Genomic DNA, 24,434 nt, shown 5'->3' with positions numbered 1-24,434 from the left:
CGCTTCCGCGACCCATCAGCCCTGCGATGGCAGGTTCACCCCCCTGCATCCAGAATCAGGCCCATGCTCGAACATGACTCCCACATCGGCCTGTGGCTGCTGGCCATCGACTGGCTGATCCGCATCGCCGCCCTGTTCTGGATCCCCACCCGGACCACGCCCGCCGCCGCGCGCAGCTGGCTGCTGCTGGTCGGCTTCCTGCCGCTGGTCGGCCTGCCCCTGTATCTGCTGTTCGGCCACCCATGGCTCTCGCGCGAACGGGTACGCCGACAGGCCGAAGCCTCCGAAGCCATCCGCGAAGGCCAGGCCCCGCAGGCCGCCCTGCGCTGGACCCCGCCCGGCACCGCCGCCGACAGCGAGATCGTCCCGTTGGTCGAGCGACTGGGAGGGTTCATGCCGGTGCGCGGTAACTCGGTGGAGCTGCTTGATGACTACGACGGCTCGCTCCAGGCGCTGATCGAGGCCATCGACGGCGCCAGCACGCGTGCACACCTTCTGTATTACCTGATGCACGATGACGCCGTTGGCGAGGCCGTCGTCCAGGCCCTGATCCGCGCCGCGGGCCGCGGAGTGCACTGCCGCCTGCTGCTGGATGCCATCGGGGCCAAGCAGGGCCTGCGCGCCTATGCCCGCAGGCTGCGTGCGGCCGGGGTGGAAGTGCACGACATGCTGCCCGGCGGCCTGCGCTGGCGGCGCAGCGGAAGGATGGACCTGCGCAACCACCGCAAGCTGGCGGTGATCGACGACGACGTGGCCTTTGTCGGATCACAGAACCTGGCCGCCGCGGAATTCGTTCCCGGCCACCCCAACCGGGAGCTGGTGGCACACATCCGCGGGCCGGCGGTGGCCCATGTGGAAGCCATGTTCGCGGTTGACTGGTATCTGGAGACGGGCGAGTTGCTGGAGGTCTCGCCGACGCGGCCTTTGCAGGACGAGGACATGGCCCTGCAGCTGCTGCCCAGCGGCCCGGCTTTTCCCTTTCCCAACGCCCGCGACACCGTTGAAACCCTGATCCACCTGGCCCAGCGCCGGCTGGTCATCACCACCCCATACTTCGTGCCCGACGACAGCACCATGAACGCGCTGCGCGTCGCGGCGCTGTCGGGGGTGGAGGTGCAGCTGATCCTTTCGGCCAGCAACAACAAGCCGTTGGCCAACCTGGCCCAGGAGGCCTGCTACGAGGAGCTGCTTGCATGCGGGGTGCGGATCTCACTCTATCGGCCGAACTTCCTGCATGCCAAGCATATGAGCGTGGATGAGGAGATCGCCATGGTCGGCTCGCTCAACCTCGACATCCGCTCGTTCGCCCTGAACGCCGAGATCGGCCTGATCTGCTACGACCAGCGCGTGGTGGCGCGGATGCGGGAGATCGAAGCCGGTTATCTGGACGATGCAGTGCATCTGTCACTGGAGCAGTGGCAGCAGCGGCCGCACTTCAAGCGCAGCCTGGAAGCCATTGCCCGGTTGGCGGATTCGTTCCTGTAGGCCTGCTCCCGTAACCCTGCTGCGCCGGCACTGTCCGGCACGGGGCGGCGTACACTGGGCCGCGTTCGCGCGGAGGGCGGGAATTGTCGAACTGGGTGCTGCTGCTGGTGTCGCTCGGCTACGCCGCGCTGCTGTTCGGCGTGGCATGGTGGGGTGACCGCAACCCCGGCTTCACCCAGCGCCCGGCGCTGCGCCCGGTGGTCTACAGCCTGGCCCTGGCGGTGTACTGCTCGTCGTGGACGTTCTACGGCGCGGTCGGCACCGCAGCCCGCAACGGCTTGGGCTATCTGCCCATCTATCTGGGCCCGCTGCTGCTGCTGATCTTCGGCTGGCGCATCCTCGAGCGGCTGGCGCTGATCGCGCAATCGCAGAACACGGTGTCGATCGCCGACTTCCTGGCCGCCCGCTATGGCCGCTCGCAGCGGCTGGCCGCGATGGTGGCATTGGTAGCACTGATTGCCGCGGTGCCGTATCTGGCGCTGCAGTACAAGGCGGTGGCGCTGAGCTTGCAGGTTCTGGGCGGCGATCGCATGCCAAGGGGCACCTTCAGTGACCCGGCCCTCTACGTGGCCCTGCTGATGGCGCTGTTCGCGATCCTGTTCGGCACCCGCCAGGTGGATGCCACCGAGCACCGCCCCGGCATGATGTTGGCGATCGCGCTGGAGTCGCTGGTCAAGCTGGTGGCGCTGGTGGCGGTAGGGGTGTTCTCGGTGTTCTGGTTCAGCCGCAACAACCTGGATCTGACCGCGGCGACCGGTGAGCTGCTCGCCAATACACCGGCCACCGGCGTGGTTGCCCAGACCCTGCTCGCGTTCACCGCACTGGTGTGCCTGCCGCGCCAGTTCCACGTGGCGGTAGTGGAATGCGTCGACGCCGGCGACATCCGCAAGGCGCGCTGGCTGTTCGGCGGCTACCTGGTGGTGATCTGCCTGATGGTGCTGCCGATCGCGGCCGCCGGCATGGCGCTGTTCGGTGGCGGCACTGCCCTGGCCGACACCTTCGTACTGGCGCTGCCGCAGGCCGAGGGCCAGAACGCGCTGGCGCTGTTCGCCTACGTGGGCGGGTTTTCCGCCGCCACCGGCATGGTGATCGTGGCCAGCGTGGCGCTGGCGATCATGGCCAGCAACGACCTGGTGATGCCACTGCTGTTGCGCAGTCGCTGGGCCCAGCGCCAGGGCGGCGACGTGGCTTCCACGGTGCTGTGGGTGCGGCGGATCGCGATCCTGTGCTTTGCGCTGTTCGCCTATGGCTATTACCTGGCCAGTGGTACCGACACGACGCTGGCGGCGTATGGGTTGATGGCGTTCGCGGCAGTGGCACAGTTTGCGCCGGCGCTGATCGGCGGGCTGTACTGGCGTGGTGCCAGCCGCCAGGGCGTCGAGGCGGGGCTGCTGATCGGGTTCGGCGTGTGGGTGTACACCCTGTTGCTGCCCACCCTTACCGACGCCGGCTGGCTGAATCCGGCCTGGGTAGAGCACGGCCCGTTCGGCATTGGCTGGCTGCGGCCGCGGCAGCTGTTCGGCGTCGAGGGGTGGGACCCGCTCACCCACGGCACGTTCTGGGCGCTGCTGCTCAACATCGGCGCCCTGCTGCTGGTGTCGGCGCGCTGGCGTCCGGGGCTGGACGAGCGGCTGCGCGCGGCACCCTTCCTGGACCCCTATGCCGAGCGCCGGGTGCTGGGCGCCGATGACTGGCGCGGCGCGCCCATCGCCGACCTGCAGGCGCTCGCGCGCCGGGTGGTGGGCGCGCGTGCCGCGCAGCGTGCATTCGATGATTACGCGGCCAGCCAAGGCCGGGAGCTTGCCCCGGGAACGTTGGCCGACCGCGGCTGGGTGCAGTTCACCGAGCGCCTGCTGGCAGCAGCCATCGGCGCCGCCTCTGCCCGGCTGGTGATCACCAGCACCCTGCGCGGCTCGGGCATGGAGCTGCCCGAGGTGATGGCGGTGCTGGACGAGGCCGGACAGGAGCTGCGCTTCAACCGCGAGATCCTCTCCAGCACGCTGGAGAACATCGACCCGGGCGTCAGCGTGGTCGACCGCGACATGCGCCTGGTGGCCTGGAACCGGCGCTACCAGGAACTGTTCGACTATCCCGACGGGATGCTCTACCTCGGCCGCCCCGTTGGCGACCTGATTCGCTACAACGCCGAGCGCGGCGAGCTCGGCGAGCTGGACGAAGCGGGCATCCAGGCCGAGATCGACAAGCGCATCGTCTACATGCAGGCCGGATCGCCGCATGTCTCCGAGCGCACCATCGGCAAGGGCGTGGTCACCGACGTGCGCGGCCAGGCCCTGCCCGGCGGCGGCTACGTGACCAGCTACAGCGACGTGACCGAGTACAAGCGGGTGGAGCGGGCGCTGCGCGAGATCAACGAGACCCTGGAGCAGCGGGTGACCGAACGCACCCGCGAGGCGGAGATGGCGCAGCACTCGCGTACCCGATTCCTGGCTGCGCTCAGCCACGACGTGCTGCAGCCGCTGAACGCAGCGCGGCTGTTCACCTCGGCCATGCGCGAAACCGATGATCCACCGGAACAGCTGCGCCTGGCCGAGCGGGTGGATTCATCCCTGCGCGCCGCCGAGGAACTGCTCGACGGCCTGCTTGACGTGTCGCGCCTGGACGCGGGCGCACTGCGGCCGGAATGGTCCAGGTTCGACGCCGGCGCCCTGGTGCGTGAGCTGGTGGCCCAGCACGCACCAATGGCCGGGGCGCGTGGGCTGGAATTGCGCGCGCATGCGCCAGCCCTGTGGGTGCGCAGCGACCGCCGCCTGCTGCGCCGGGTGATCCAGAATTTCCTGGTCAATGCGCTGCGCTACACCCGCCAGGGCCGGGTGCTGGTGGCCGTGCGCCCGCAGGGCAACGAGGTGGCGCTGCAGGTCTGGGACACCGGGCCCGGGATTCCGGAACACCACATGCGCCAGATCTACGACGAATTCCAGCGTTTCGAACAACCCTTCGACTGGGATGAGCGCGGCATGGGCCTGGGCCTTTCGATCTGCCAGCGTATCTCGCTGCTGCTCGACCACCGCCTGGATGCGCGCTCTGAAGTCGGCCACGGCAGTATGTTCTCGATCATGGTGCCGCGGGCCCCCGCTGGTGGTGAACAACCCCTGCCGCCGCCGCAGGTGGATGACGGTCTGGAAGGCATGCGGGTGCTGTGCGTGGACAACGATCCGGAGATTCTCGCCGGGATGCGCGCCCTGCTTGAACGCTGGGGCGTCGAGCCTTTGCTGGCAGCCACCGTCGACCAGGCGCTGGCGCTGGCTGGCGAAGATCCACAGGTACTGCTGGTGGATTACCACCTGCACGACCGCCTGGACGGGCTGGGCACGCTGGATGCCCTTCGCGCCGCCGGCATCCAGGCGCCCGGCGCGCTGGTCACGGCTGACGGCAGCGACCGGCTCAAGCAGGCCGCCCGCCAGCGCGGCTACCGCGTGCTCACCAAACCGGTGAAGCCGGCCTCGCTGCGGGCGTTCCTCTCAGCCAGCCGACAATAGTGTTTACACTGGCCCGCCCGCAATCTTTCCGGCAGCGCCCGGTCCATCCCCGGACCGGCACCACGCCGGCTCTCTGGAATGACTGACTCCACTTACCGCTCCACCCTTGGCGACCGGCTGGAAGGTGTCATCGCCGGCCTGGACGGCGACTCGCTCACCCTGGGCCAGATGCTCGACCACGTCGGCACCCAGGGCCTGCTGCTGCTGGCCGCGTTGCTGACCCTGGTGTTCCTGATCCCGGTCTCGATCCCCGGCGTGAGCACGGTCTTTGGCGCCGCGATCCTGCTGATCGGAGTCAGCCGACTGCTGGACCGGCCGCTGTGGCTGCCGGCCAGGCTGCGCAACCGCGAACTGCCTGCCGAGCGGGTGCGCGAGATGCTGGGCCGCGGGATGACCTGGGTGCATCGGATGGAGCGGATCAGCCGCCGGCACCGGATGCCGGGGCTGGCCGAAGGCCGGGCGATGGACATCATCAACAGCTTGGCCTTCATCTTTGCCGCGATCCTGCTGATGATGCCGTTCGGGTTCATCCCGTTCAGCAACACCCTGCCGGGCATCGCGCTGCTGTTCTATGCGGTCGGGATGATCCAGCGCGACGGCGTGGCGATCCTGCTCGGCCACCTGGGCACGGTGGTGACGGTGGTGTACTTCACCTTCCTGATCGCCGGTGGCGGCTGGGCGCTGCTGGCCCTGTGGCAACACTTCTCCGGCTGATGACCGGCGACGGCTGAAGCACTGACGACGGCGTCAGGAAAAGGCGTCGTCGCCTTCCGCCACGCCGTCCGGATCCAGCGCCAGCCGGCCGGCGATCAGCACCGCCTGGGTGCGGTTTGTGGCGCCCAGTTTGCGCAGGATCGCGCTCATGTGCGCCTTGATGGTGGCTTCGGACACGCCCAGCTCCCAGGCGATCTGCTTGTTGAGCAGGCCGGTGGCGAGCATCTGCAACACCCGGAACTGCTGCGGCGTGAGCTCCCTCACCCTGGCCGCGACGTCCTGTTCGACCTCGTCCGCGGCAGGAGCCGCGGCGGCGGCTTCCGGCGCCCAGCGCTCGCCATCAAGCACCTGCTGCAATGCTTGACCCAGCGTCTGGGCATCCACCGACTTGGGAATGAAACCCGCCGCGCCGTGATCCAGCGCGCGCCGCATCACCGCCGGCTCTTCCCGGGCGGACACCACCACCACCGGCAATTCCGGATAGTGCGCGCGCAGATACACCAGCACGCTGAACCCGTGCGCGCCCGGCATGTTCAGATCCAGCAGCAGCAGATCGGCATCAGGCTCGGCCTCGATCAGCCGGAACAGCCCGTCGGCATCTTCGGCCTCACGCAGGGTCGCTTGTGGCAGGACCCGCGCGATGGCGCCCCGCAGGGCTTCCCGGAACAGGGGGTGATCGTCTGCGATCAGCAGGGTCGGCATCGGCTGCGGCAGCTCAGCTGAACGGAGTCCGAGTGTGCACCATGACGCCACAGGCGTCACGGCGGCCCGTCTCCTGTCTGGAGTACGGGCCGCACGACTGGCAACGGCTTAGGCCTGGCGGCGGTCGTTGACCAGGGCTTCGACTACCGATGGGTCGGCCAGGGTGCTGGTATCACCCAGCTGCTCGGGAGCGTTCTCGGCGATCTTGCGCAGGATCCGGCGCATGATCTTGCCCGAGCGGGTCTTGGGCAGGGCGTGCGCCCACTGCAGGTGATCGATCATCGCGATCGGACCGATCTCCTTGCGCACATGCGCGATCAGCTCTTTGCGCAGCTCCTCGGTGCCCTCTTCATCGCCGATCAGGGTCACGTAGGCATAGATGCCCTGGCCCTTGATGTCGTGCGGGAAGCCAACCACCGCCGCCTCGGCCACTTTCTCATGCCCCACCAGCGCACTCTCCACCTCGGCGGTGCCGATGCGGTGGCCGGACACGTTGATCACGTCATCCACCCGGCCGGTGATCCAGTAGTAGCCGTCGGCATCGCGGCGGCAGCCGTCACCGGTGAAGTAGGCCCCGGGATAGGTCTTGAAGTAGGTGTCGATGAAGCGCTCGTCGTCACCGTATAGCGTGCGCATCATTCCCGGCCAGGCATCGGTGATCACCAGGTTGCCCTCGCCTTCGCCCTCGATCAGCTCGCCGTTGGCGTCCACCAGCGCCGGCTGTACGCCGAAGAAGGGGAATGTGGCCGAACCGGGCTTGAGATCGAAGGCACCGGGCAGCGGAGAAATGAGGATGCCGCCGTTCTCGGTTTGCCACCAGGTGTCCACGATCGGACAGCGACCGTCGCCAACCACATCGAAGTACCAGCGCCACGCCTCGGGATTGATCGGCTCGCCCACCGTGCCCAGCAGCCGCAGCGACTTGCGCGAGGTGGCCTTCACCGGCTCTTCGCCCTCGCGCATCAGCGCGCGGATTGCGGTTGGGGCGGTGTAGAAGATGGTGACCTGGTGCTTGTCCACCACCTGCCAGAAGCGCGAGTAGTCCGGGTAGTTGGGCACGCCCTCGAACACCAGGCTGGTGGCGCCATTGGCCAGTGGTCCGTAGACGATGTAGCTGTGCCCGGTGACCCAGCCCACGTCGGCCGTGCACCAGAAGACGTCGTCGTCCTGGATGTCGAACACCAGCTCGTGGGTGTAGGCCGCGTACACGAGATATCCGCCGGTGGTGTGCAGCACGCCCTTGGGCTTGCCGGTACTGCCGGAGGTGTAGAGGATGAACAGCGGGTCCTCGGCGTTCATGCGCTCGGGCTCGCATTCGGCCGGCTGGCTGTCGACCACCGCGTCGTACCAGCGGTCGCGCGGCATCTGCATGTCCACCGCACCGCCGGTGTGGCGCACCACCAGCACGGTTTCCACCGTTTCGGTGCCGGGCAGTTTCAGGGCCGCATCGACGTTGGCCTTCAGCGGCACCTTGCGGCTGCCGCGCAGGCCCTCATCGGCGGTGATGATCAGCTTGGCGCCGCAGTTGCCGACCCGGTCGGCGATGGAGTTTGGCGCAAAGCCCCCGAACACCACCATATGGATCGCACCGATGCGCGCACAGGCCAGCATCGCGACTGCGGCCTCGGGGATCATCGGCAGGTAAATGGTGACCCGGTCACCCTTCTTCACCCCCAGCGAGCGCAGCGCGTTGGCCAGCTTGCACACGCGCTCGTGCAGGTCGCGGTAGGTGATGTTCTGCGCCGGGGTGTCGGGCGAGTCCGGCTCGAACACGATCGCGGTCTTGTCGCCGCGCTCGGCCAGGTGGCGGTCCAGGCAGTTGACGCTGACATTGAGCTCGCCATCGTCGAACCAGCGGATCCGGAAGTCGTCCAGCTCGAAGCTGGTGTCCTTGATCCGGGTGGGCTTCTTCATCCACTCCAGACGCTCTGCGGCCCGGCCCCAGAAGGCGTCCGGATCACGCAATGATTCCTGGTAGAGCCGCTCGTATTCTTCCTTGCCGATGCGCGCTTTGGCGGCAAAATCGGCCGGTACCGGATAGATGTCCTGGGGCGTGGTCATGCGGTGTTCCTCCCGAAACTGTGGTCCCGACTCCAGTGTGCCGCATCCGTTACCGGGCAGGCTTAGACCTTGGTCTATCCATATGCTGCAATACAACCAATTGGGAATACGCTCGGGAGCACAGGTCAGCGGGTCGTCCGTTGCCATGCCCCGCGCTGCGTCCCGGAACCGATTCCATGGAGAGAAACATGTCTGGATCACACCGCGCCGGCACCGCCGGCACCGTACCGCCACTGCGCCGGCCCCTGGCCGCCGCGGTCCTGCTGGCCCTGCTGGCCCCCGGCCTGGCACTGGCCCAGAGCCCGCGCGAACAGGAACTGGAAGCGCGCGTTGCCGAGCTGGAGCGGGTCGTCCAGCAGCTGCTTGAGCAGCGGGACACCACCGTGGAAGGCACCGCCCAGGCGCCCGCGCCGGCTCCTGCAGCGGCGCCCGCCGTGCCGGCCGGCGCCCAGCCGATCCAGACCACCACCATCACCCCGCAGGCCAATCCCGGCACCCGCTTCACCGTAGGCGGCATGGTGCGCCTGGACGCCATGGCCACCAAGACCACCGACGGCGAGATCGCCAAAGGCACCGCCGGCCGCGATTTCTACGTACCCGGCGTGATCCCTGTGGGTGGCGAAGGTGCGGACGTATACATGGACAGCACCGCCAAGTTCTCGCGGCTGTGGTTCGACGCCAGCACCGAGCTCGACACCGGCGACAAGCTCGGCGCACGCTTCGAGATGGACTTCTTCGGCGGCTCATTGGGCAACACCGCGGCCACCAACACCTATGGCGCCATCGTCCGCCACGCCTACGTGACCTGGAACAACCTGCTGGTAGGCCAGACCTGGTCGAACTTCATGGATACCGGGGCACTGATCGATGCGGTGGACTTCATCGGCCCGACCGACGGAGTGGTGTTCGTCCGCCAGCCGCAGATCCGCTACACCCACGGCCCGCTCACCGTCTCGCTGGAAAACCCGGAAACAACCGTGCAACCGTTCGGCGGCGCCCCGCGGGTGATCACCGGCGACAACAGCGTGCCGGACCTGATTGCGCGCTACACCCACAAGGCCGACTGGGGCCACTTCGGCATGGCCGGCATGGTGCGCCAGCTCAAGTACGAACCGGTGGCCGGCAGCTCCGACTCCGCGACCGGCTTCGCCGCCAGCATCAGCGGCCTGGTGAAGCTGGGCGAGCGCACCGACATCCGCTACCAGGCCACCGGCGGCGAAGGCTTCGGCCGCTACGTTGGCCTGGCCACGATCCAGCAGGACGCCATGGCCGATGCGGCCGGCAACATCGACGCGCTGGGCGGCTGGGCCGCCTACGTGGGCCTTCGCCACGTGTTCAACCCCACCCTGCGCGGCAACCTGTACTACGCCCGCTCGCAGTGGGACAACAGCACCGACCTGACCGGCTTCGGCGTCACCCGCCGGGTGCACTCCACCCACGCAAACCTGATCTGGTCGCCGGTGCCGAAGCTGGACTTCGGCGTCGAAGCGATCTGGGGCGAGCGTACGCTCGAATCCGGCGTCGACGGCGAACTGCTCCGCCTGCACACCACGGCGCGCTACTCGTTCTGAGTCCGCCGCAACTGATCCCAAAGGGCCCGCACAAGCGGGCCCTTTTTTGTGGTGGCTCACCCCCCCCCCCCCCCGCAAGCCGAGCCCCGTCGTGGCTGGGAGGCCTTTGCGGGAAGTAAAGGAGGAGGCATCCGCCGCAGGCGGAGGCCGGGGGACATGAGCGCAAAGGCCTCCCGGCCGCGACGGGGCCCGTCAGATCACGGCAACATGGATCGAAGCCAGAGGCCTTCCCGCAAAAAAAAACCCGCAATCGAAACCGTCCGATCGCGGGTCCAGAGTTGTCGCCGCAGCGGAACCGCCCTCAGCGCACCACCAGCACCGGCAGCGTGCTGTGGGTGATCACCGCATTCGCCTGGCTGCCCAACAGCAGCCGGTTGAGACCACGACGCCCGTGCGTCGCCATCACGATCAGATCCGCACCCCGCTCCTTCGCGACCTCAAGGATCGCCTCGGCCGGATACGCGTCCGCCACGTAATGCGTCTTGTGCGTCACGCCCAGCGCACTCGCTCGATCACCCGCCGTCGCCAGGATCTTCGAGGCTGCCTCGCGACTATGCGACCGGTACTCGTCGAGCATGCTCACCGACCCGCCCCACAGCTGGCCGGCGTCAACCGACTGCCAGGGCTCGGTCACCGTCACGATGGTCGCCTCGGCGCCAGTAGCCACGGCCAGCCTGAGCCCCTGCTCAAGCCCCTTGGTGGCCAGTTCCGATCCGTCCGTGGCAATCAGGATGTGCTTGTACATGGAATTACTCCCTCAGCGGTGGAACCACCATGGTACCGGGCCGCACAGGGCGGCCCGGTACCGCCGGATCAGTGGTCAGACGCCGAAGTGGCACCAATGCCGGTCTGGCTGCGCACCGTCAGCGCCTCGAACGCGTGACGCTCTTGCTCCGCCGCCTTGCTGCGGTCAGTCACCGAGAACAGCCAGATGGCGATGAAGGCCAGCGGGATGGACACGATGCCCGGGTTCGGGAACGGCACCACCGGGCTGGCGAAGCCGAACACGTCCACCCACACCGTCTGGCTCAGCACCACCCACAGCGTGGCTACGATCAGTCCCGTGAAGCCGCCGATCGTCGCGCCGCGGGTGGTGCACCCGCGCCATGCGATCGACAGCACCAGCACCGGGAAGTTGGCGCTGGCCGCGACCGCGAATGCCAGCCCGACCATGAATGCCACGTTCTGGTTCTCGAACACGATGCCCAGCAGGATCGCCACCACGCCCAGGGTCACGGTCGAGATGCGCGAGATCCGCAGCTGCTGCTTCTCCGTGGCCCGGCCGCGGGCGAACACGTTGGCATACAGGTCATGCGAGATCGCCGCCGCCCCGGCCAGAGCCAGGCCCGCCACCACCGCCACGATCGTGGCGAAGGTCACCGCGGCCAGGAAGCCCAGCAGCAGGCTGCCACCCATCGCGTTGGCAAGGTGCACCGCCACCATGTTGGTGCCGCCAATCAGCCCGTCGATCATGTTGAAACTGCCATTTGACGCGACTTCAAAGAACTCCGGATTGCGCACCAGGATGGCGATCGCGCCAAAGCCGATGATGAAGGTCAGCAGGTAGAAGTACCCGATGAACGTGCTCGCATAGATCACCGACTTGCGCGCCTCCTTGGCGTTGGCCACGGTGAAAAAGCGCATCAGGATGTGCGGCAGGCCCGCCGTGCCGAACGCCAGGGCGAGGCCCAGCGAGAGCGCGTTGAGCGGATTGCCACTGACCTGCGAGCCCGGCTGCATGATCGACGCACCGGTCGGGTGCACGGCCACTGCTTCGGCCAGCATCGTATCCGGGTTGAAGTTGAACGCGCCCAGCACCAGGAACGCCAGCAGCGAGGCGCCGAACAGCATCAATACCGCCTTGATGATCTGCACCCAGGTCGTGGCGGTCATGCCTCCAAAACCCACGTAGACCATCATCAGCGCGCCAACGATGACCACCGCGATGTTGTACTGCAGGCCGAACAGCAGCACGATCAGCTTGCCCGCGCCCACCATCTGGGCAATCAGGTACAGGGCGATGATGAGCAGCGACGCGCTGGAAGCCAGCACCCGCATCTTCGTTTGCCCGAGCCGGAACGAGGTCACGTCGGCGAAGTTGTAGCGGCCCAGGTTACGCAGCCGCTCGGCGATGAGGAACATCACCACCGGCCAGCCGAACAGGAACCCGATGGCGTAGATCATGCCGTCGAAGCCGCTGACATAGACCATGCCGGCGATACCCAGGAACGACGCCGCCGACAGGTAGTCGCCGGCAATCGCCAGTCCGTTCTGGAAGCCGGTGATGCCGCCACCGGCGGTGTAGAAGTCCGACGTGGTCTTGGTACGCCTTGCCGCCCACCAGGTGATGCCCATCGTGGCCGCGATGAACACCAGGAACATGACGATGGCGGAATTGTTGGCCTGTCCGGGGGCCGCGGCCAATGCCGGTACCGGGAGCAGGGCTGCAGCCGCAGCAAGGGCAAGGCGGCTCATGTCACATCCCTCAGCACGGCTTCAAGCAGCGGATCGAAGTACTTGTTCGAAAAACGCACATAGGCGGCGATCATCACCACTGCGCTGACCGCCACGATGGTGGCCGTCAACACGCCGATACTCATGGTGAAGCCCGGCCCGATGGGTCGTGAAAACAGTTCCGGCAGGTACGCCAAGGTGACGATGAAGCCTGCATAGATCACGATCATCACCGCGAAAAATATCAGGCTCACCCGGGTGCGCTTGTGTACCAGCTCCTGGTATTTCGGGTGCTCCACCACCCGACGGACCATCTCGTCGTTCTGCATCTCCACTCCCTCCATTCATGGATGCCCCGTGTCCCGACCGCCCGCTGGCTGGCGCCTGCGGGACCGATGGTGACGGGTACATCGCCGAATGTAGAGAGGGCCCGGAGGCGGGCACAGACGACCTTGGTATAACACCGGCCCCCAGCCTGCATGCCGGGGAAGACCGGGCTCAGCGCGGCGGGGCGGCCAGTTCGCGCGCGTCCAGGAACCCGTCCCGGTTGGCATCCTGGCGGTTGAAGCGGTCGGTCAGGCGGGCGCGGTGCTCGGCCAGGGTCAACGCCTGGCCCCGCCCGCCGGGCAGCTCATCAGTGCTGAGCACGCCGTCGCCATTGCGGTCCATGCGCTGGAAGGCATAGGTCATCCAGGCCAGGTACTCGTCCAGGGAGACCCGGCCATCGCCATCGGTGTCCATCCGCTCAAGATACTCAGCGGTGGCCTGCACCTGCGCCGATGCCCACCCTGGCACCAGCACCAGTATGAGCACCAGTGAGATTGCGAGCGCCACAGGTCCCAACGCCGATCGCCGCGCGGGCGGTTGGCAGCGGGGGCCTGCGGCGTGCGGACTCACGTCCGCGCGTTCTGCAGTGAATAGCCCTTGAGCCGCTGCGCATAATCGTGCAGCAGGCGATTGCCGCTTTCTTCGGCTTCCCTGCACCAGGCCTGCAGCTGGGCCAGGCGCTCGGAGGCGTCATGGCTGCGGGCTTCCAGCACGGCGCGCAGGCGCGCGCGGTATTCGATCAGGGTGTGGATCTGCGGGCGCTCTTCCACCCAGCGCTGCAGCTGCTCGCGCGCCTCCGGCTGAAGCCAGCGGCCGTCGTCCACCAAACCCTTGCGCAGCTTGCGCGGCAGCAGCGCGCGCAGCTTCTCGCCGGCCAACCGCGCTTCCTCACGCAGCGCCGGCTTGAGCACCTTGCGCTGGTAATCAGTCATGGCCTGAAAGCGGAGCGCCAGCAGCGCCCGCATGGTGTCTGTATCGGGCACGTTGATGTTGGGGCGCACATCCAGCGATGGCGCCACCCGCAGCACCTTGGCCAGGCGCAGCTTCTCCAGTCCGCGGATCACCAGCCAGCCGATATCCAGCTCCCAGCGGCGCAGCGCGAACTTGGCCGAGCTGGGAAACGCGTGGTGGTTGTTGTGCAGCTCTTCGCCACCGATCCACACCGCCCAGGGCGTCAGGTTGGTGGCGGTGTCGTTGGTTTCAAAATTTCGATAGCCCCACCAGTGGCCCAGGCCGTTGACCACGCCGGCCGCCCAGAACGGGATCCAGGCCATCTGGATCGCCCAGATCGCCACCCCGGCAAAGCCGAACAGGGTGAACTGGATCACCAGCAGCACCACCGGCCCCATCGTGGCCCAGGGGGTGTACAGCCGGCGCTCGATCCAGTCGTCGGGCGTGCCCTTGCCGTACTGCTCCATGTCCGCGCGCTGGCGGCGTGCTTCCCGGTACAGCTCCACGCCGCGCCAGAACACGTTGCCGATGCCCTTGTGCATGGGGCTGTGCGGATCCTCTTCGGTCTCGCACTTGGCGTGGTGCTTGCGATGGATGGCCACCCACTCGCGGGTGATCATCGACGTGGTCAGCCACGTCCAGAAGCGGAAGAAGTGGGCGATGACCGGATGGAAATCCACCCCCCGATGGGCCTGGCTGCGGTGCAGGTACAGGGTGACCGCAAGGATCGTCAGCTGGGTGGCAACCAGGAGTACGAGGACAAGCTGCCAGAAACCGAACTGCAGCAGGCCCCCGGCAAGGAAATCGAGCAGGAGCGCGGACATGGGGAGAGCATTACCGTAACGGCGGGGAAGACTGGTCATGATGGAGGGTGCTGTCCGCGATTGCCATCCTTGCCGGGCTCCTGCAGGGGGCGCATTCAGCGCCGGCCCTTGCGTACCCCGGCCCTTGTGCACCCGCGCCTTCGCCGCCACCTTGGGCGGATGCCTGAACTTCCCGAAGTTGAAACCACCCGCCGCGGCCTGGCGCCACACCTGACCGGGCGCACCATCCGCCAGGTCATCCTGCGCAGGCCCGACCTGCGTTGGCCGATACCGCCCGAGATCCAGGCTCTGCTGCCCGGTCAGCACGTGGGCGGGGTGCGACGGCGGGCCAAATACCTGCTGCTGGAAACTGAAGCCGGCAGCGCGCTGATGCACCTGGGCATGTCCGGCAGCCTGCGGGTGATCGACGCGGCCACCCCGGTACGCGCGCACGATCATTTCGACCTGGTACTGGACAGCGGCCGGGCCATGCGCTTCAACGATCCGCGCCGCTTCGGCTGCCTGCTCTGGCAGCCCCCCGGCGAGCAGCACCCGCTGCTGCAAGCGTTGGGCCCCGAGCCCCTGTCGGAAGACTTCAGCGGCGCCTGGCTGTGGTCGCGCTCACGCGGGCGGCGGGCGGCGGTCAAGACCTTCCTGATGGACCAGAAAACCGTGGTTGGCGTGGGCAATATCTATGCCGCCGAAGCCCTGTTCATGGCCGGCATCTCCCCGCTCCGATCGGCGGGACGCATCTCGCGCGAGCGCTACGAGGCCCTGGCCGCAGCGGTGAAGCAGATCCTGCTGGCCGCGATCGAGCGCGGCGGCACCACCCTGCGCGACTTCCTCACCCCGGACGGAGCCCCCGGCTATTTCGAACAGGAGCTGTCCACCTATGGCCGTGGCGGCCAGCCCTGCCAACGCTGCGGACGGCCACTCAAGCAGGCCCTGATCGGCCAGCGCAGCTCGGTGTGGTGCGGCCACTGCCAACGCTGAGCGCCGCCGCGCGCCCTCATATATAAGGTATATAGTGACCCCATCACCGAGGGGGAACTTGATGGCGGATAGCGGAGACATCACCCAATGGCTGGACGCCGCTCGGGACGGGGATCGCGGCGCGCTTGATCGGGTGCTTTCCACCTTGTACCAGGAGCTTCACTCCATGGCACGGCGACAGCTGGCGGGCCAGTATGGACAGACCCTGGACGCGACCGCACTGGTCCACGAGGCGTACCTGAAGCTTGTCGGCGGGCGCACCGCCCGCTTCGAGGATCGCACCCACTTCTTTGCCTACGCCGCTTCGGCCATGCGCAGCGTGGTGGTGGACTACGCGCGCCAGCGCATGGCCCGCAAGCGCGGCGGCGACATGCACCGGGTCACCGACCTGCCCGAGGATCTCCCCGGCGGACTGCACCTGGACGAGGACATGCTGGCACTGGACGCCGCCCTCAACAGCCTGGCCGCTGCCGACCAACGCCTCGCCCGCGTGGTGGAACTGCGTTATTTCGCTGGGCTGTCCGAGCTGGAAATCGCCAGCCTGATGGAGCGTTCCGAGCGCAGCGTGCGGCGCGACTGGCAGAAGGCGCGGCTGTACCTGTTGGCGGCGCTGCAGGATGACCCGGCCGACTGAACCCGTGACGGGGGCCCCCAGCCGCCGCCGCGGCTGATCGGCCATGGACGCCGAAAGCTGGCTCAAGCTGTCTCCGCTGCTGGACGCGCTGCTGGAGCTGGAGCCGGCCGCACGCCAGTCCAGCCTTGCTTCATTGCGTGAAGACGACCCCGGTCTGGCGGACGAGCTGGAACAACTGCTCGCCCTGGAGCACGGCCGGGAAGGCTTCCTCCACACCCCCCTGGTGGCGCCTTTGCCCGGCATGCGGCCCGGCCTCGAGGTTGGGCCCTACCGGCTCGAACGCCTGTTGGGAGAAGGCGGCATGGGTCAGGTGTGGCTGGCCAGCCGCTCCGATGGCCTGTACCAGCGCCGGGTGGCGCTGAAGCTGCTGCGTCCCGGCCTGGCCGACCCCGGCCTGCGCCTGCGCTTCACCCGGGAGCGCGAGATCCTGGCCCGGCTTGAACATGCCCACATCGCCCGCCTGCTGGATGCCGGCATCAGCGCCGACAACCAGCCCTACCTGGCGCTGGACTATGTGGACGGCGAGCCGATCAGCGACTGGTGCACACGCCGTGGCCTGGAAGTGCGTCCGCTGGTGCAGCTGTTCCTGCAGGTATGTGACGCGGTCAGCCATGCCCACGCCAACCTGATCGTCCACCGCGACCTCAAGCCGTCCAACATCCTGGTCACGCCGCTGGACGAGGTGCGCCTGCTCGATTTCGGCATTGCCAAGCTGCTCGACAGCGCTGACACCCCGGAGCAGACCCGCACCGGCGCGCGCACCTTCACCCTGCACTACGCCGCACCCGAACAGATCCGCGGCGAACCGGTATCCACCCTGACGGACGTGTATTCACTCGGCGTGGTGCTGTACGAGCTGCTGGCCGGGACCAAGCCCTACGTGCCCAAGCGGCCCAGTGACGCGCAGTGGGAAGAGGCGATCCTGGCCAGCGATCCCATCCGACCCTCACAGGCCCTGCTGCGTCGGGCCGATGCCGAGCCGGAGGCGGCCCAGTCCCTGCACCGGCGTGCCCGCGTGGTAGCCGGCGATCTGGACAACATCGTCCTCAAGGCACTGTCCAAGCGCTACGAGCACCGCTACGCCTCGGTCGAAGCGATGGCCCTGGACCTGCAGCGCTACATGGAAGGTCGTCCGGTCCTGGCCCGCCCACAGCGGCTGGGCTACCGGGTAGGCAAGTTCATGCGCCGCCACCGCTGGCCATTGGCCACCACCCTGCTTGGGGTGGTGGCGCTGTCCGCGGCACTGGGGCTGGTGGCCTGGCAATCGCGCCAGTCACTGTTGGATGCGGGCCGCGCGCAGGCCATGCAGAACTTTGTCATCAGCCTGTTCCAGGATGCTGGCGACGGTCCGGAGGGCGCTCCGCTGGATGTGCGCCAGCTGCTCGAGGCCGGCGTGGAGCGGGGTGAAGTGGAGCTGGCCCGACAGCCGGTGGCACGCGCCGGACTGCTGGGCGTGATTGCCCGGCTGCGGCTGGGCCTGGGCGACCACACCCAAGCGCTGGACCTGCTGCGCCGCCAGGCCGGATTGTTGGCAACCGTGGACAGCGCGCCGGCAGGGCTCCGGCTGGAAGCGGCCGCCGACCTGGGCCGGGCGTTGCGCGCGACCCGGCAGCCGGCCGAATGCATCGAGCACATGCGTCCACTGCAGCCCCTGGTCCGTCGCGAGGAACGACGGCTGCCGCGGCAGGCCAGCGGTTTCTATTCCCAGCTCGGTCGCTGCCATCGCGATCTGGGTGAGAGCGAGCACGCCAACGCGCTGTTCCGGCGCTCGCTGTCGCTGCGCCGCGACCGCCTGGCCGGCAGCCCCGGGATCGCCGAGAACATGGCCGACCTGGCCGGGCTGGAGGCCGATGCGGGCCGCCCGCAGGAAGCATTGACGGGGCTGGTGGCAGCATTGGCGCAGCTGCAGGACACGGTCGGCGATCGCCACCCCATGACCATCCGGATATTGCGCGAGCTCTGCTCCCAGCGCTGGAATTCGGGCCAGCAGCAGGCGGCGCTGGGTGCCTGCGCCCGGGCGGCAACACTGTCGGCCGAGCTGCATGGCCCGCAGCATCGCACCACCATCGACGCCCAGCGTGACCATGCCGCCCTGCTGGCGGTGCTGGGCCGCCACGCCGAGGCCGCGGCACTCCAGGCGGAAGTGCTGGCCCAGCTGCGCTCCCGCCTGGGGGCGGCCCATCCGGAAGTAGCCGCGGCCCATCATGCGCTGGCGCTGACCGCATGGCAGCAGGGTCAGCGGGCAACGGCGCTGGAGCAGTTGGACGAGGCCGTGCCGATCTGGAAGGCCCAGCCTGATACGCCCCGCCTGGTCGCCGCCCTGGCCGACCGGGCCATGATCCTCAACCGCGACCGCCGCCACCGCGAGGCCCTGGCCAATCTGGAGCAGGCCTTGCAAGCCGTCTCCAACGGATCGGACCTGGAGCCTCCTGCCGGGTCGGCGCGCGCTCTGCGCCTGCTCGCCGAGACCCTGGCCGCGCTGGACCGGCCCGCAGAGGCCCGTGACGCATACAGTCGTGCCTTACAGGCCGCCCGACGCGATGAAAGCCCGGGTCACCCGACCATCCTGGGGATCGAACTGTCCCAGGCGGTGTTCGAGCAGCGTCAGGGGGACCCTGACGCATCGCAGCGGCTCGAACAACTGGCAGAACTCCCTGACCGCGGCCCGGCGCGCGCAGTGGCCTGGCTCGCCCGCGGCCATCTGGCCGCCAACAGCTGCGGAGCGGATGCCCCAACGGCCGCCCAGGCTCGCCAGGCACTGCGCAACCTGGACGGCACCGTCCATGCAGCCCTGCCTGAAGGCGGGGCGATCGCCGGCCAGATCCGCGACCTGCGACAGACCTGCGAACGCGCCGCCGTGACGGCTCCAACCGGCGTGGCGCCCTGACTGAAGACGCCGGGAGTGGTCAGCCCAGTGGAAGATCCGGCTGCAGCGGCTCGATCCGGCCCTGGCCCTGCATGATCTTCTTGAACTCCGCCCGGCTGACCGACACGTAGCGGCCATTGCCGCCGATCTCCAGCTGCGGGCCGGCCTGAACCGCAAAACCGGCCTCATCCACGCGGACCGTCATCGTGGCCTTGCTGCCGCTGTGGCAGATGGTCTTGATCTCCACCAGCTCGTCGGCCCAGGCCAGCAGGTACTGACTGCCTTCAAACAACTCCCCGCGAAAATCCGTGCGCAGGCCGTAGCACAGCACCGGGACGCCCAGCGCATCGGCCACCTCGCTCAGCTGCCAGACCTGGCTGCGGGTCAGGAACTGTGCCTCGTCCACCAGAACGCAGTGCAGGATTCCGTTGGCGGCGATGTCGCGCTGCACCAGCGCCTGCAGGTCATCAGTGGCGGCAAACGCCACGCCCTCGGCCTGCAGCCCGATCCGCGAGGCCACCCGCCCGCTGCCGGCGCGATCGTCCAGCCCCGGGGTGAGGATGAGCGTGCGCATGCCGCGCTCACGGTAGTTATGCGCCGACTGCAGCAGCGTGGTCGTCTTTCCGGCATTCATCGCCGAGTAGTAGAAGTAGAGCTTGGCCATGGGGGGAGTTTAATACCCGCCGCCCACGGCCAGCTGGGAGCGCCAAGGATCAATCGTCGTCGGACGATTCGCCCTGCTTCACCGCTTCGATGTCACCGATATCCACTTTCCCGGTCCGGGGTTCCATCCACACCGCGTCATGCCAGGCCTGGTACAACTCGGGATCCCAGAACTTGGGGTCATAGAAACGGCTGCCATCGATGCTCAGCATCTGCCCGCCCGGACCGGCGATGAAGACCTGCAGGGTGCCGGTGAAGCCGGTGCGGCTTCCCGTCATCCGGCTGCGCGCCCTGCGCAGGGCCGCATCAATCCTTGGGCGTGCCGCCGCGTCGCCATATTCCGCGTACACCGCCTCCCCACGGCGGATGGCCTCCGCCTGCTGCTGCGGGTCCAGCTGCTTCCAATACCGTTCGCGCAGGGTCAGAAATCCGCGATAGGCCCGCTCCGCGGCAAGATCCATCCATGCGTAGGCCATCACCGGATCCTGTTCGACGCCCTCGCCGTTCCACAGCATTTCCGCAACCATCGCCTGCGACACCTTGTCCGCATAGCGGGCTGCACGCCGGAAGAAGACGAACGCCTCCTCATGACGCCCCTCACCGTGAGCCTTCAACCCGAGATGGCGGAACCTGAGATCCGGATGGGCGGACAGAAATGTCTCGCTGGTGACCAGTTGATCTTCACTGACCTGGGCATGCACGGGAAAAGCCGCGGACACGGCGGCAAGCACCCCGATGAGGCCCGCCAGAAACAGATGACGCATGAAATCCCCTCCTTTTGATTCTGCATCGCGGCACGGCCGCGCTGAATGATACCCGCCGCACTGCCGGCTCCGGCCAGCACGATCCCATGGATACGCGCGGCGAAGCCCCCGGGTCGCACCCTGTAGACTTGCGGCCCGTCCGCGCGGCCGATTCCACAGCTTTCCTGCAATGCTCAATCCCCAACAATCCGCCGCCGTTGCCTACTCCGACGGCCCGCTGCTGGTGCTGGCGGGTGCCGGCAGCGGCAAGACCCGGGTGATCGTGGAAAAGATCGCCCAGCTGATCAGCTCCGGCCGCTACCCCGCCCGGCGCATCGCTGCGATCACCTTCACCAACAAGTCGGCCAAGGAAATGCGCGAGCGCGTGGCGCAGCGGATCCGCGGCGATGGCGCGGAAGGGCTGACCGTGTGCACGTTCCATGCGCTGGGACTGCGGATGCTGCAGATCGAGCATGAGCGTGTCGGGCTGCGGCGCGGGTTCTCGGTGTTCGATATGGATGATTGCCTGGGCCAGTTCCGCGACCTGCTTCCCGGCGCCAAGTCCGACGTGGTGCAGTCCATGCAGCAGCTGGTGTCGCGGGCCAAAAACGCCTGCCTGTCGCCGAAGGAAGCCGCCGCGGCCGCCCGCACCAATCGCGAGCACGAAGCGGCAGCGCTGTACGCGCGCTACCAGGCGCGGCTGGAAACCTTCAACGCGGTGGATTTCGATGACCTGATCCGTCTGCCCGTACAGATCCTGGAGAATGACGAAGACGCGCGGCTGGGCTGGCGCGAACGCATCGGCTACCTGCTGGTGGACGAATGTCAGGACACCAACGACGCCCAATACCGGTTGCTCAAGGCGGTGGCCGGTCCTGCGGGCAACTTCACCTGCGTGGGCGATGACGACCAGAGCATCTACGCCTGGCGCGGCGCCAACCCGGAAAACCTGTCGCAGCTGGGCAGCGACTATCCAGACCTCAAAGTCATCAAGCTGGAGCAGAACTACCGCTGCTCCAACCGCGTGCTGCGGTCCGCCAACGCGCTGATTGCCAACAATCCGCACGAGCATCTCAAGACCCTGTGGAGCGACCGCCCGGATGGCGAGCGGATCCGGGTCTGGGAGTGCCGCGACGCCGCCCACGAGGCGGAACGGGTGGCTGCCGAGATCGACTTCCTGCACAACTCGCAACAGATTCCGTGGAGCGATTTCTGCATTCTGTTCCGCAGCAACTACCAGTCGCGGGCGCTGGAAAAGGCCCTGCAGCTGATCCGCGTGCCCTACCACCTGTCCGGCGGCACCGCGTTCCTGGAACGGGCCGAGGTCAAGGACGCGCTCTCCTGGCTGCGTCTGGTGGCCAACCCTGACGACGACTCCGCCTTCCTGCGCGCGGTGCAGTCGCCGCGTCGCGAGGTGGGTGCCACCACCCTGGCGCGGCTGGCGGAACTGGCCCGCAACGCCGGCATGCCGATGGCGCGGGCGATCGAATCGATCAGCGTGCTCAAGCAGCTTCCTGCGCGGGCAGGCAGCGCACTGGGCGGGTTCGCCAGCATCCTGGGCAGGCTGCGCGCCGACGCCTCGCGGCTGCCGCCGGCCGATCTGGTCCGCAGCCTCAGCGAACGCTCCGGGTTGCTGGCGGCGCTGCGCGCCCAGTGCCAGACCGAATCCCAGTTCAGCATCCGCCGCGGCAACCTGGACGAGCTGGCCGACTGGTTCGAGGCCGGCCCGGGCCGCCAGAACCGCGGCGCCGGTGCCGCCGAGCTTGCCGCACAGCTGGCCCTGCTGACCCACGCCGATCGCGACGAAGGAGGCAACCAGGTGCGGCTGATGAGCATGCACGCTGCCAAGGGACTGGAGTTCCGCTGCGTGTTCGTGATCGGGGTCAGCGATGGCACCCTGCCCCACGAAGCCAGCATCGACGAAGGCAGTCTGGATGAAGAGCGCCGTCTGCTCTACGTAGGCATCACCCGGGCCAAGGAGCGGCTGTGGCTGTCCTACCCGCGCGAAGTGCAGAAGTGGGGCAGCAAGCTGCGCCTGGAGCCGAGCCGCTTCCTGGATGAACTGCCGCCCGAGGAGCTGCAGCGCGATGGCGCCGACCCGGTGGCCGACGCCGCACGCAAGCAGGAGCGGGCTGATGCCGGCTTCGCCGCGATCCAGGCCCTGCTCAACGACTGAGCCCCGCCGCCGGGCACCTTGGGTACACTCGGCGGCCCATCCTGACCCGGAGCCCGCGATGCAGCAGCAACGTCCGTCCCAGACCCTTTTGCTGGCGCCGCTGCTGGCGCTGGTCATGACCGGCTGCGCCAGCGTGCTGACCGCGCCGGCACCGGCCACCACCGCATCGGCCGACGACAACCTCAATGCCGTGCTGTGGGTCCAGCGCTCGCAGGAATTTGAAACCACCCTGCTTTCGCTCTACCGGGGCGCGATCAACCAGCTGGATGCCGCCCTGGCCGATCCGCAGTGGGATGCACTGGTTCCAGCCGAACGCGACAACCCGGACGGATGGCACGGCCTGCCGCCTGCGGTGATCCTGGACATCGACGAAACCGTGCTCGACAACTCCATCTACCAGGCCCGGCTGGTCCGTGATGGGCTGGAGTACGACGACGACACCTGGGCCGAGTGGGTTGCAGAACAGCGCGCGACCCCGGTGCCGGGCGTGCTGGAGTTCGCCCGCGCCGCCAGCGAGCGCGGCGTGACCCTGTATTACGTGACCAACCGCGAGCACCGGTTGAAGGACGCCACCCTGGCCAACCTGCGCGCCCTGGGCCTGCCGGTAGCACACGACAATGTCTTCCTGGGCCTGGGCATGGAAGTGGCGGACTGCGAGCAGCCGGGAAGCCGCAGCGGCAAGCTGTGCCGACGCCAGCTGGTGGGCCGCAGCCATCGGGTCCTGATGCAGTTCGGCGACCAGCTCACCGACTTCGCCCACCTGCCCGTCAACACCAGCCAGGCGCGTGACGCCACCGTGGCCGAGCGCGGCGGCTGGTTCGGAGAACGCTGGTGGATGTTGCCCAATCCCACCTACGGCGGCTGGGAACCGGCGCTGTTCAACAACGACTGGGGTCTGTCACGAGAACAGCGCCGCACGCTGAAGCGCGAAGCTCTGAACACAGAAAATTGATATAAATCAACAGCTTTGTATGCAAGTCCTAACGTATTGAATTAAGTTTAATGCCGGGTTAACCTTTCCCGGCCACAACATGGTCCTACGGCTCCGGCCGATTCACGGGAAATCTTCGGATTTCCCGTTTTTTTTTGCGGAAGGACCTAGGGTCAGCCCCAGCTTTCACGGAGCGCCCGCACGGGTAGCGTTACAGCAACATGCGCGACGGGGGGCGGCGTCGCAGCAATCCGTTCCCGGAGCAATTGGCATGGTGTCCATTCCGAGCCCATCCAGGGTCATCTCCTCGCTCATCGGAGGAGGACCTTCGCCGCTGCGCTCGGTCCATTCCGCGCTCTCCTCAACGCTTTTCCGCCACGTCTCCAACGGCCCGCCCGGCGGTGGCCCGCCCGCATGGGCCGGCTTTTCCGGCGCAGGACGCAGCCCCGGACCTCCGCCCTGGGCGGGCGGTCCCGGTGGTCGTCCTGCCGTCGAAACGCCCCCGGGAGTCGGTCCCCCGCCCCAGTTAGGGGGACCGCCCGCGGCGTCGCGGGGGCCTGGCTGGAGCAACGCGCCGACACCGGGACCTCCTGTACTTCCGTCTCCAGGCGCGCAAGGGCCTGCTGGCAATCCCGGCCTTCCCGGGAGCTCCCCCCTGCCAGGGCAGTCGGGTTCTCCGGCTTCTGCCGCCCCGCCCGCCTTCCGCGGGGTGCTGGGGGAAACCGTGGCTGCAGCGCGCGGTCTGTTGTCCACCCTGCCTGACGCCGCCGCGCTGAGATCCGATGCAGCGACCGGGCGGCCGGGCAACGCCGGTCCGGGCAATGCCTCACCCTGGACACCGGCCTCTGGCATGCCGGCCAGTC

The 24,434-nt window shown here is 67.9% G+C and carries 18 protein-coding genes; 9 read left to right on the top strand and 9 right to left on the bottom strand.

Features of this window, described 5'->3' with window-relative positions; all coding sequences use genetic code 11:
- The first annotated feature begins 63 nt into the window (after nucleotides 1-63).
- From cls to ACW7G2_RS11535, 3 genes are all read left to right on the top strand, one after another.
- Nucleotides 64-1,485, top strand: a complete 1,422-nt coding sequence (cls, locus tag ACW7G2_RS11545; RefSeq protein ID WP_456975885.1) for a cardiolipin synthase — start codon at nucleotides 64-66, stop codon at nucleotides 1,483-1,485.
- A gap of 83 nt (nucleotides 1,486-1,568) precedes the next feature.
- Complete coding sequence (locus ACW7G2_RS11540; protein WP_456975883.1) at nucleotides 1,569-4,982, top strand: hybrid sensor histidine kinase/response regulator; 3,414 nt, start codon at nucleotides 1,569-1,571, stop codon at nucleotides 4,980-4,982.
- A gap of 78 nt (nucleotides 4,983-5,060) precedes the next feature.
- A complete protein-coding gene (locus ACW7G2_RS11535; protein WP_456975881.1) occupies nucleotides 5,061-5,696 on the top strand; it encodes an exopolysaccharide biosynthesis protein in 636 nt (211 codons plus the stop codon).
- Nucleotides 5,697-5,729: 33 nt separating this feature from the next.
- Here ACW7G2_RS11535 and ACW7G2_RS11530 read toward each other — a convergent pair whose 3' ends face one another.
- Nucleotides 5,730-6,398, bottom strand: a complete 669-nt coding sequence (locus tag ACW7G2_RS11530; RefSeq protein ID WP_456975879.1) for a response regulator — start codon at nucleotides 6,396-6,398, stop codon at nucleotides 5,730-5,732.
- A gap of 108 nt (nucleotides 6,399-6,506) precedes the next feature.
- Complete coding sequence (acs, locus tag ACW7G2_RS11525; protein ID WP_456975878.1) at nucleotides 6,507-8,459, bottom strand: acetate--CoA ligase; 1,953 nt, start codon at nucleotides 8,457-8,459, stop codon at nucleotides 6,507-6,509.
- A gap of 188 nt (nucleotides 8,460-8,647) precedes the next feature.
- Here acs and ACW7G2_RS11520 point away from each other — a divergent pair, with 188 nt between their 5' ends.
- Entirely contained in the window at nucleotides 8,648-10,030 is a 1,383-nt protein-coding gene (locus ACW7G2_RS11520) for a DcaP family trimeric outer membrane transporter (RefSeq protein WP_456975876.1), read from the top strand.
- A gap of 301 nt (nucleotides 10,031-10,331) precedes the next feature.
- Here ACW7G2_RS11520 and ACW7G2_RS11515 read toward each other — a convergent pair whose 3' ends face one another.
- From ACW7G2_RS11515 to ACW7G2_RS11495, 5 genes are all read right to left on the bottom strand, one after another.
- Nucleotides 10,332-10,775 carry a universal stress protein gene (locus tag ACW7G2_RS11515; protein ID WP_456975874.1) on the bottom strand — a complete coding sequence of 148 codons (444 nt, stop codon included), beginning with the start codon at nucleotides 10,773-10,775 and terminating at the stop codon, nucleotides 10,332-10,334.
- A 68-nt stretch (nucleotides 10,776-10,843) separates the two neighbouring features.
- Nucleotides 10,844-12,505: a cation/acetate symporter ActP gene (actP, locus tag ACW7G2_RS11510; RefSeq protein ID WP_456975872.1), complete on the bottom strand. Its 1,662-nt coding sequence runs from the start codon at nucleotides 12,503-12,505 to the stop codon at nucleotides 10,844-10,846.
- Nucleotides 12,502-12,813, bottom strand: coding sequence for a DUF485 domain-containing protein (locus ACW7G2_RS11505; protein WP_456975870.1), 312 nt, complete (start codon nucleotides 12,811-12,813; stop codon nucleotides 12,502-12,504). The genes actP and ACW7G2_RS11505 overlap by 4 nt, the downstream gene beginning before the upstream one ends.
- Before the next feature lie 169 nt (nucleotides 12,814-12,982).
- Nucleotides 12,983-13,318 (bottom strand): EF-hand domain-containing protein, encoded by a 336-nt coding sequence (locus ACW7G2_RS11500; RefSeq protein ID WP_456975868.1) that lies wholly within the window; start codon nucleotides 13,316-13,318, stop codon nucleotides 12,983-12,985.
- Nucleotides 13,319-13,377: 59 nt separating this feature from the next.
- Nucleotides 13,378-14,586 carry a DesA family fatty acid desaturase gene (locus ACW7G2_RS11495; RefSeq protein WP_456975866.1) on the bottom strand — a complete coding sequence of 403 codons (1,209 nt, stop codon included), beginning with the start codon at nucleotides 14,584-14,586 and terminating at the stop codon, nucleotides 13,378-13,380.
- A 159-nt stretch (nucleotides 14,587-14,745) separates the two neighbouring features.
- Between ACW7G2_RS11495 and mutM the strand changes: the two genes are divergently transcribed.
- The 3 genes from mutM (at nucleotide 14,746) to ACW7G2_RS11480 (ending at nucleotide 19,079) form a co-directional block, all read left to right on the top strand.
- Nucleotides 14,746-15,558 (top strand): bifunctional DNA-formamidopyrimidine glycosylase/DNA-(apurinic or apyrimidinic site) lyase, encoded by an 813-nt coding sequence (gene mutM, locus ACW7G2_RS11490; RefSeq protein WP_456975864.1) that lies wholly within the window; start codon nucleotides 14,746-14,748, stop codon nucleotides 15,556-15,558.
- A 61-nt stretch (nucleotides 15,559-15,619) separates the two neighbouring features.
- The gene (locus ACW7G2_RS11485) at nucleotides 15,620-16,192 is read left to right on the top strand and encodes an ECF-type sigma factor (protein ID WP_456975862.1); all 573 of its coding nucleotides are present in this window, start codon (nucleotides 15,620-15,622) and stop codon (nucleotides 16,190-16,192) included.
- Between the two features lie 43 nt (nucleotides 16,193-16,235).
- On the top strand, nucleotides 16,236-19,079 hold the full coding sequence (locus tag ACW7G2_RS11480) for a protein kinase domain-containing protein (RefSeq protein ID WP_456975860.1): 2,844 nt from the start codon (nucleotides 16,236-16,238) through the stop codon (nucleotides 19,077-19,079).
- Between the two features lie 19 nt (nucleotides 19,080-19,098).
- Here the strand turns inward: ACW7G2_RS11480 and ACW7G2_RS11475 are convergent, their stop codons facing one another.
- Both ACW7G2_RS11475 and ACW7G2_RS11470 read right to left on the bottom strand, forming a co-directional pair.
- Nucleotides 19,099-19,722 carry a thymidine kinase gene (locus tag ACW7G2_RS11475; RefSeq protein ID WP_456975858.1) on the bottom strand — a complete coding sequence of 208 codons (624 nt, stop codon included), beginning with the start codon at nucleotides 19,720-19,722 and terminating at the stop codon, nucleotides 19,099-19,101.
- 49 nt (nucleotides 19,723-19,771) lie between these two features.
- On the bottom strand, nucleotides 19,772-20,485 hold the full coding sequence (locus ACW7G2_RS11470; RefSeq protein ID WP_456975856.1) for a hypothetical protein: 714 nt from the start codon (nucleotides 20,483-20,485) through the stop codon (nucleotides 19,772-19,774).
- Between the two features lie 169 nt (nucleotides 20,486-20,654).
- Between ACW7G2_RS11470 and ACW7G2_RS11465 the strand changes: the two genes are divergently transcribed.
- Together ACW7G2_RS11465 and ACW7G2_RS11460 are read left to right on the top strand one after the other, a co-directional pair.
- Nucleotides 20,655-22,640 (top strand): UvrD-helicase domain-containing protein, encoded by a 1,986-nt coding sequence (locus tag ACW7G2_RS11465; protein WP_456975854.1) that lies wholly within the window; start codon nucleotides 20,655-20,657, stop codon nucleotides 22,638-22,640.
- A gap of 58 nt (nucleotides 22,641-22,698) precedes the next feature.
- The gene (locus ACW7G2_RS11460; protein ID WP_456975852.1) at nucleotides 22,699-23,592 is read left to right on the top strand and encodes a 5'-nucleotidase, lipoprotein e(P4) family; all 894 of its coding nucleotides are present in this window, start codon (nucleotides 22,699-22,701) and stop codon (nucleotides 23,590-23,592) included.
- Nucleotides 23,593-24,434: the final 842 nt, after the last annotated feature.

The organism is Luteimonas sp. A277, from assembly GCF_054052045.1.
This window is presented reverse-complemented; position numbering and strand designations above follow the sequence as displayed.